Annotated in this window: 7 protein-coding genes; 4 read left to right on the forward strand and 3 right to left on the reverse strand. The window is 37.5% G+C overall.

Annotated elements, in window-relative coordinates; genetic code table 11:
• The first annotated feature begins 397 nt into the window (after positions 1-397).
• A complete protein-coding gene (locus tag V7122_RS25420; protein WP_335530054.1) occupies positions 398-1,276 on the forward strand; it encodes a LysR family transcriptional regulator in 879 nt (292 codons plus the stop codon).
• A 116-nt stretch (positions 1,277-1,392) separates the two neighbouring features.
• Here the strand turns inward: V7122_RS25420 and V7122_RS25425 are convergent, their stop codons facing one another.
• Entirely contained in the window at positions 1,393-2,175 is a 783-nt protein-coding gene (locus V7122_RS25425; protein ID WP_335530057.1) for a metal-dependent hydrolase, read from the reverse strand.
• 567 nt (positions 2,176-2,742) lie between these two features.
• Between V7122_RS25425 and V7122_RS25430 the strand changes: the two genes are divergently transcribed.
• The 3 genes from V7122_RS25430 (at position 2,743) to V7122_RS25440 (ending at position 5,482) form a co-directional block, all read left to right on the forward strand.
• A complete protein-coding gene (locus V7122_RS25430; protein WP_335530059.1) occupies positions 2,743-3,528 on the forward strand; it encodes a creatininase in 786 nt (261 codons plus the stop codon).
• Between the two features lie 139 nt (positions 3,529-3,667).
• Positions 3,668-5,098 carry a cytosine permease gene (locus tag V7122_RS25435; protein WP_335530061.1) on the forward strand — a complete coding sequence of 477 codons (1,431 nt, stop codon included), beginning with the start codon at positions 3,668-3,670 and terminating at the stop codon, positions 5,096-5,098.
• Positions 5,099-5,161: 63 nt separating this feature from the next.
• Complete coding sequence (locus tag V7122_RS25440) at positions 5,162-5,482, forward strand: hypothetical protein (protein ID WP_335530064.1); 321 nt, start codon at positions 5,162-5,164, stop codon at positions 5,480-5,482.
• A gap of 459 nt (positions 5,483-5,941) precedes the next feature.
• Here the strand turns inward: V7122_RS25440 and V7122_RS25445 are convergent, their stop codons facing one another.
• Both V7122_RS25445 and V7122_RS25450 read right to left on the reverse strand, forming a co-directional pair.
• Complete coding sequence (locus V7122_RS25445; protein ID WP_335530069.1) at positions 5,942-6,793, reverse strand: hypothetical protein; 852 nt, start codon at positions 6,791-6,793, stop codon at positions 5,942-5,944.
• 11 nt (positions 6,794-6,804) lie between these two features.
• Complete coding sequence (locus V7122_RS25450; protein WP_335530070.1) at positions 6,805-7,455, reverse strand: M64 family metallopeptidase; 651 nt, start codon at positions 7,453-7,455, stop codon at positions 6,805-6,807.
• Positions 7,456-7,709 lie beyond the last annotated feature (254 nt).

The following is a 7,709-nucleotide window of genomic DNA, read 5'->3' on the forward strand; positions in this document are numbered from 1 at the left end:
CATTTATACTATATTTTCAAAAAATACCTTAACATATATTAATGTAACTGATATTTTAATATAAGTAAAATGAATATAAATTATAAAAACCATGCATTTTATCTATGGTAAAAGCAGGTAATTACCATTCCAGTTTACAAGCTGTGAAGTAGAACATAATTATCTTAAAATAGCAATCATTTTTAAAATTTAGCTAGTTTTCTATATTCTAAATGCAGTTACAATTAATTTTATTGTCTCTTATTTTCTCATTGATAATCGGATTACTATCATATGTAAAAAATGTCGCCCCATTTATTGTTAATACTTATCAAAGCTAGTGTACTTCCACTCAAATTATAGGTAATATGAATCATATATATAATAATCATGAAATATATCTATAGAGGGGTCAAAGATGGATACTAAGCAATTATACTATTTTATAGAAGTGGCAAAGCAAAAAAGCTTTACACGAGCAGCTCAAGTTCTATGCTTATCTCAACCAACCATTAGCAAAATGGTCCGAAATCTAGAAAATGAGTTGAACGTTGAACTTATTGATCGTTCAGCAAAGAAAATTGAGTTAACTGTTGCTGGAGAAATTGTATTTGAGGAAGGACAAAAGATTTTAGGATTGCTTGATGATTTATCTTCGCTTTTAAACGATATGATGAATTTGAAAAAAGGAAAGTTAAAAATTGGGGTTCCTCCTCTCATAGGATTTTTATTTTTTCCCAAAATCATAAAAGGCTTTCGAGATTTGTATCCCGATATTTCGATACAATTAGTAGAAAATCATGTAATAAAAATAAAGCAAGCTGTAAATGAGGGAATACTAGATTTAGGTGTAGCTGCATTACCTGTAGAGGATGAATTTGATGTTATACCGTTTGTAGAAGAGGAGATGGTGTTATTTGTTCATTCTTCTCACCCTCTCGCTACTAGAGAGAAGGTTTCTTTGCTGGAGGTAAAAGATGAATCATTTGTCCTTTTTCCAGATGATTCTACTCTCTATCAGCAAATTATACAGGAGTGTATACAAGTAGGATTTCAACCAAATGTTTCATATCAGAGTATCTATTGGGATTTCATCACGGAGATGGTGGGCCAGAATCTAGGTATCACGATTTTTCCTCAATCCGTTGCAAAAAAAGTAGATCAAAGTCTCATAAAAGCCATTCCTATCGTTGATCCACCGATCATCTGGAAATTAGGAATTATTTTAAAGAAAGATAAGTATGTATCATATGCAGCAAGAGAAATGGTTTCATATATTTCTACCTCATTAGAATGAGACGTATCCTAGATTTTTAAATTTTAAGCATGTACCGATACGTTAAATAATTCTAAAGAAAAGAGCCTAAACCATTTGTTTGACAGTTTAGGCTCTTATTCTTAATCAATAACGTTTTACTTCGTAAACTCTCTTTCTTCTCCAAAAGAAAGTTCAATTACTTTAGTCTTTGAATAGTCTTTTAATAATTCTGCTAATTCCCTGCCATTATCCATCATATATCCGACAATTGGGAAATTCTTTAATAGCTGAGCATAAGAGGCTAAGTTGGTTGCGGTCTTTTCGGTTGGAAAGTTATGACTTGGGATAACATATTTCACATCTAATAAATGTTGAACAGCATAGGCAGCTTCTTTCGGCCCCATTGTAAGTTGACCAGATGATGAGAGAATGGCGATTTCAGGCTGATAGAAATCTTGTATCAGCTTCATATCAAGCATTAAGCCCGTATCACCTGAATGGTAAATCGTATAATCATCCTTAAAGTCAAAAATATAGCCAGCTGCCTCCCCAGCATACACAGGTAATCCCTCAGCTTCGCCATAGGATGAAGTATGTAAGGCCTGAACCATTGTTACATGTACATCATCTAGTGAAGCGCTCCCGCCGAAATTAATCGGAAAAACATTTTTCATTCCTTTTTGAAGAAGAATCATGGCTAAATCATATTGCGCAACAATCATAATATCTGGTTTAAATTGAACAAATTTAGACAAACCGCTCGTATGGTCTAAATGCCCATGAGTCAAAAAAACAGCATCTATTGATTTGTAAAAATCAGCATGATCTAACTCCTTTGCAAAACCAGGATTCATATCGAAAAACGGATCAATCAGATAATTTTTCCCTGCTTTGCTTTTCAATACATACATCGCATGACCTAAACGCCATATTTTCATATATAGCCTCCTCATAAAGCGGATTATTATCCTCTATGAATAAATTTATGAAGACTGAGAGATTTTGATGTATCTTTTGCTCGATTCTCCAAAAAAGAACATAACAATTTCCACTTCCTATCCATAAAAATTGTAGGTCCACCTTAATACGTTTTTGATGTCCTTTTTATATTTACTTGTTTGTTCCTTAAGATAGGACCCATTGGGAATAAGAAGATCAAAAAAATGTTCTGTCTCATCACAAAGCGAGTATACATGCTATATAAGCGATTTGATCTCATTTGATCATGAACAATAGGAACAGTGATTGCGTTGGTTAAAGCTTCCATAAACCAAGCCTGAGAGCGGAAACCAATTTTTGACAGCGCTTACATTGATTCTAATCAATGGTTTAGAGGGTGAACAAAATCGCTTAGGGAGTAGAGTATGCAATTGTTTTAGTTATTCGAAACTTCGTTATGATTGTGGCACTGCAATCAGCTGGTCCTAGTTGCCATCATCAGTTAAAGACGAGGTGGTCTTTGCCTGCTTTATTGTGTAACTAAAAGTAGAAAGGGAGTGTGATCAATGAGTAAAAGATTAATGTCTCAAATGACTTGGATGGAGGTTAGGGATGCTGTTGATAATGGATGTGGAGTAATTCTACCAATAGGTGCAACGGAACAGCATGGCCCACATATGCCTCTATGTACAGATGCACTTCTATCGGAAAGAATGGCTCTTGATGTGGCAAAGGAAACAAACTTGATCGTTGCACCTACTGTGACTTATGGATTTCGCTCGCGTCCCTGCACTGGTGGCGGGCAGACCTTCCCAGGAACAACTTCAGTTAGCGGGTCAACCTTAACCGCAGTAATTATGGACGTTGTTAAGGAATTTATCAGAACGGGCTTTAGAAAAATAGTCCTTTTTAATTGGCATTTTGAGAATTCCAATTTTATCTATGACGCAGCTTACAATGTGTACGAGGATAGAAAAAATGATTATCCCGATTTAAAGTTGCTTATTATTGAAACTCCTTTTAGTGAATTAAAGCCTGAGACAATGGAGTATGTATTTGAGGGACAATTTCCTGGGTGGGGGATTGAGCATGCTTCAATTTTTGAAACATCTGTGATGATGTATGTGGCACCAGAGCTAGTCGATTTTTCGAGGGCAAAAGATGATAAAGCGGAATACTATCCATTTTACGACATGCTGCCTATACCAAAAAGAATAACGGCAGAGAGCGGTGTACTGTGGAAGGCATCTCTAGCAACTAAGGACAAGGGCGAAGTGCTATGGAAAGAGATCTGTCAGAATCTGGTAGAATCTGTAAATATGGAATTTACAAGGTGGGAAAAGGAGAACTAGGCAGATAATACAGTGCTGTATAGGTGCGCGTGAAGGCCTTGATGTTGGTGGAACGATGCTAGACTGACATCAAGGACTCATACTCTGGAGGCAACGGTAAATTTGATGTTTTTCGAAAACAATTTGGGAGGGGAATAGTATGATAGATTTTCAAGCAAAATCTGAACATGACCTCTATAGTGAATCGTTGGCTCCAGTAGAATATTCCAAAAGAACGATCGGTCCATTTGGAATCGGTATGATTTGGTTCGGAATCGCGGTGCAGGTGACAAGCTTTTTAGTTATGACCCCTTTGGTACAGTATTATACAATCGGAGAACTTGTCTGGATTAATCTGATTGGTCAGGTGCTAGTGTGTTTAGCCTGTTTTGCCACACAGGAGATTGGACTGAAATATGGCGTTTCCTTCGCCACAACCATAACAGCGGTAGCAGGACCGCTCGGAGGGAAGATTGTTGGGCTTGTGCGAGCAATGCCTGCGATTATTTTTGTAGGATTAAACGGTTTTATAGGCGCAACCGCAGTAAACATGTTCATGACAGCAGTATTTGGGTTTAATAATATGCTAGTTGCCATAATTATTAATGCATTGCTGCTCATATTAGTAACCATATCCGGTGCGAAAGGGATTGAACGATTTACGACATTTGCAGCACCACTGATGATTGTAATTGGTATTATCATGTTTTATGTATTGATGAAAACTCATAATGTTACTTTGATGGATGTTTGGGACCTTGGCCGTACAGGGGGAACAAGTAAAAGCTGGCTTTATGGGTTTGGTGTTTGTTTAGGTGGCTATGCTGCTGTTGCTATGGGATTTAACGATTTTACAAAGGACTGTAAGATAAAAAATGGCGACATGAAAAAATCCGCAAGAGCACACTTGTTTTCGTACACTATTTGGTCTGCGCCTGCATTTATGTTTTTTACAATGATCGGCATTATTACGGTAGTTTTAGTACCCGGCATGAATGGTGCAGAAGTCCTGCCGTATCTTACGGATTTAATGGCCGGAGGAAATAATGCAATCATTGCCATAATCGCGTTGTTTGTTTTCGTGGCCCAATTATCAACAAATACTGCAGCAAATCTGTTCCCTTCAGTGTATGTCATATGCGCGCTTGCCCCTAAAAAAATTAATTTCAAGACTGCCACCGTCATTGTGGGCGTGCTTGCGTTTGTTTTACAGCCGTGGAAGTTTGGGCCAATTTTAGACGTATTTTTAGCTGTATTCGGTGCTGCGGGTGGCCCTGCGCTGGGAATCATAGTCGTAGATTATTTCTACTTCAGAAAAAGGAAATACAGTCTTGGGGATCTATTTAACAGCAAGGGGAAATATTCCTACTGGCATGGAATCAATCCCGTATCCTTGTCTTGTTATTTAATAGGGATAGGAATTGGCTTAATGTTCTTGGATTATAATTACTTTGTTTCCTTAGCTTCTACTGCATTGCTTTATATGTTTGCAGGCAAATTGTTCGCGAAAAAACTCCCAGTTATGGTTACCGAAACAGCCGAGGATCTTACGGGTTTTACAATTAATGATGATCCTAAAATGACTATGTAATTTACGACTTTTTAGGCGGAAAAATTTAGAGGGAAAATCCTTAAAAGATGAGGTTGTGGAACCTTGAATGTTCTAGTTGAAAATAAATGGCTTATCTTAGTGATACTTGAGGTGCTTGCATGGGCTTCAATCTTTTTCCTCCTATATGCGAGGTACAGGTTAAAATCAAACTTCTGGTTCAAGGTTGCCGCAGTCTTAGTTGCCCTTACAGGTGTGGTTCCTCAAGTACTGATGGGGATTATTAATTTCATTTTCACAAGCAAAGTCGATTTATTTACGCTAATCATTTTGCTGCTGATTCTGTATGGCTTTACTATTGGAAAAAAACATGTGAAGAAACTGGATGATTGGGCACAGGTGAAATTTTCAAAGCAGGAAACCTAAATTAATCTCCTACCTAAAATAAAAAATATATGTAGTTCTTTCCGTTATCTTCAAGGATTGCACCCTTCGCAAGTTTTATCCATTTTGGAAAAAACAAATGTTAAGGGACACTCTCACTTATATGCCTATGACCTTTTGGTATACAAAAGGGCATGGGCATAAACTTTTTAACTACTATGGTTTTCTCTGACTCGATTGGTGTAAAAATTCCTCCGTATTTTCCAAATATTTTTCCATCTAATATGTATGTGAGGAATTTAGCAAAAGACTATCAACGGTTAATTTAAAATATTTTAATATTTAAACTTGAAAACACTACTTACGTATAGCGCACCGATAACTTGACTACATTTTTTCATATATGTTTAAACAATTTTTAAAAAATATTACAAAAAAAGTTTTTTCAAATGTTGATTTTTTTACATCTTTTTGTATTAATATTATTAATATTCTATATATTTAAAATTTTGGTTTTGCAAGTGGCTCGGATAGTGTCTTAGGTGCTGTCGCGAGACCATTATCGACCGTCCAACTTATTGTATCTGATTCACCGTTCGGGTTAGTTGGGTCTGTTACAGTTGCTGTTAGGATAGAAGAACCTTTTGGTAGGTTAAATTCTCCCAAGTTTAGAAGCCTGCTGTGGTTCGTGTCTGCTATTTTTTCGCCGTTAAGTTCCCAAGTCACATCTAGAATTCGATCAGTTGGATGAGTAGTCTGAACAAAGACGGTCTCATTAAATGCTAGAGCACGCTCTGTTGCTGAAGAATTCGTAAACTTTACATCCACTTCCACGTTTGGAAGTGCTTGACCAATCGTCCACTCTCTCGTTTGAGTCATTCTAGGTCCGTCTAGGTAGAATGGGTCACGAACAAACTCAGTTTGATCATTCACTGTTACTTTCACAGTATCCCCGTGTTTAACATCATGTTCAGCCAGCTCTAGGTAGCGACTATTGTTTGTATCAATCATTTTGCCATTGATCTCCCAAGTCACGTTAAGTGCGTGGAAACGAGGATGCATTGTCTCAACCCATAAAATATCGTTAGAGCCAACTTCACCCTCAGGTGTTGAGTTCAATGGCATCTTATTAGCGTTTCGCATGCCTGTAATTCGATAAGTCATGTGTTCGCGTCCGACTTGATCAAAGTAGAAGCCTGTATGCCTCATCATCGAATGCTGGCAAGGACGCCATACATTAGAATTTCTAGTTAGTCCGCTCTCATAGCCGTCAGGGTCGGCAGCACGGATGATACCACCGGATTCACTCTCTTCACCCAACCAGCGCCACCACTTATCTTTCTTTTCAATCATCTCTTCTGAACTCATACGCGTGTGATGGAAAGAACTAGGTTCTGAATCAGGATGTGGGGTACCCGGTATTCCACGATTACTATAAGCATACTCATCACGTAATTGTCTAAAGAGTGCCCTAGTTCATGCAAAGAGACGAGTGGTCCCTGATGGCTTCCTCCGGTCGTTGTTGCATTTGTACCACCGATACCACCATATGTATCGGTGTTAGCGATGTTTAACGTCTGGATGTTTTGAGCATTTGCAGCAATTCCAATTTGAGAAGCTACATATTTAACAATTTCATCATGAGCTTGTCTTCCACCTGTTCCATACGTGACACCACGGGCTAACGGGTCTGAAGGACACTGACTTGCATACTGCAGATTAAAGACTGTATCACGTCGAACATTCCCATCGTCAGGGTCACAGCTAATACCAGAATCATTGGAAGGGGTTTCAATCATATACACTTTAAAGTAGTTCCGGTAGCTGCGGAATGGCTCGACACTCCACTGGACGTTTTGGTTCCTGTCCACATCTTCGCGAAACTTGTCCATTTCCTCGCTTGTGTAGCCATCGCCTAAAATGAACAAATTAAGTCGCTCCTCAGCTGGGCCAGAGACCTGAGGTTTTGGCCTGTTTTGTAAAAATATTCTTTGTACACATAAATTGACCTGCATTTATGGTTTCAGCGCTGAAAATTTGTTCTTTGCTAGGAAACTAATTAAATATCTATTACTTTACTACCATTTATGAAATACGTAATATTCAGAACTTTGTTACTAGTCTATAAATGGTATAATTTACTTGATTTTAATAAATTTGGGAGGACTCTAAATATTTTAATCATTTTCTTATATTAATAATGGTTTACTATCAAAACTACAAATCTATTGGAGGTAAGCAATGAAAAACAAAAATAAGTTTTTAAAAG

The organism is Bacillus sp. JJ1532 (assembly GCF_036965085.1).
GTDB lineage: Bacteria > Bacillota > Bacilli > Bacillales > Cytobacillaceae > Cytobacillus.

Bases quoted from the DNA above. Each gene is read 5' to 3' on its own strand.
- V7122_RS25420 (WP_335530054.1), top strand. From the start codon at position 398: ATGGATACTAAGCAATTATACTATTTTATAGAAGTGGCAAAGCAAAAA.
- V7122_RS25425 (WP_335530057.1), bottom strand. From the start codon at position 2,175: ATGAAAATATGGCGTTTAGGTCATGCGATGTATGTATTGAAAAGCAAA.
- V7122_RS25430 (WP_335530059.1), top strand. From the start codon at position 2,743: ATGAGTAAAAGATTAATGTCTCAAATGACTTGGATGGAGGTTAGGGAT.
- V7122_RS25435 (WP_335530061.1), top strand. From the start codon at position 3,668: ATGATAGATTTTCAAGCAAAATCTGAACATGACCTCTATAGTGAATCG.
- V7122_RS25445 (WP_335530069.1), bottom strand. From the start codon at position 6,793: ATGATTGAAAAGAAAGATAAGTGGTGGCGCTGGTTGGGTGAAGAGAGT.
- V7122_RS25450 (WP_335530070.1), bottom strand. From the start codon at position 7,455: ATGCAGGTCAATTTATGTGTACAAAGAATATTTTTACAAAACAGGCCA.